Genomic DNA, 689 nt, shown 5'->3' with positions numbered 1-689 from the left:
CTCCTGGACGGCGGCCCCGGCGCCGCTGCCCGCTTCGAGCACGAGCACGGAAAGGCCGCGCGCATGAGCCTGCGCGGCGGCGGCCAGACCGGCCGGTCCGGCGCCCACCACGACGACGGGGAGGCCGGGATGCCGCTCGGCGGCCGATCGCTGGTCGGGACGAGGCTGGTCGGTCGTGGTCATGCTCGGCTCCTCGCGGGGTGGATCGACGACGGTCGATGAATGACACAGTATCGATACGCGTCGATGCAGGCAACCATCGAACACTGTCGATTAAGATGACGACGTGAGCGTCATCGAAGAACTTCCGGTCCTCGCCGCGAGCAAGGACGCCTGCGGCCCCGACGACTGCGGACCATCCACCTCCCGGCCGACTCTCGACGAGCAGGCGGCCGCGACGTACGCCGAGTGGTTCGCCGTCCTCGCCGACCCGACCCGCGTGAGGTTGCTGCACACCGTCTCGACCGCACGGTCCGGCTCCCTGCGGGTCGGCGACCTCGCCGCGGCCCTCGGCATCAGCCAGTCGACGTGCTCGCACCACGTGAAGAGGCTCGCCGAGGTCGGCTTCGTGGCCGTCGACAAGGTCGGCACCGCGTCGGTCGTCTCGGTGAACCCCGCCTGTTGCACGGGGCTCCCCCACGCCGCAGACGTCGTGATGGGCACGCTGGCGACCCTGCTCTGCTGCCCGG

General features: G+C 71.1%; 2 protein-coding genes. One reads left to right on the top strand and one right to left on the bottom strand.

Annotation, left to right across the window (positions count from 1 at the left end; genetic code table 11):
• A partial coding sequence (locus K9U41_RS23000; protein WP_282643156.1) for an NAD(P)-binding protein occupies positions 1-183 on the bottom strand: 183 nt, incomplete at its 3' end.
• A gap of 103 nt (positions 184-286) precedes the next feature.
• On the opposite strand from K9U41_RS23000, the gene K9U41_RS22995 reads away from it, so the two are divergent.
• The coding region (locus K9U41_RS22995) for an ArsR/SmtB family transcription factor (protein ID WP_282643155.1) at positions 287-689 on the top strand (403 nt) is incomplete at its 3' end.

The organism is Xanthobacter autotrophicus (assembly GCF_029991245.1).
Classification (GTDB): domain Bacteria; phylum Pseudomonadota; class Alphaproteobacteria; order Rhizobiales; family Xanthobacteraceae; genus Xanthobacter; species Xanthobacter autotrophicus_C.
The sequence above is the reverse complement of the archived record's forward strand: the minus strand, read 5'-3'. Positions and strand labels throughout refer to the sequence as shown.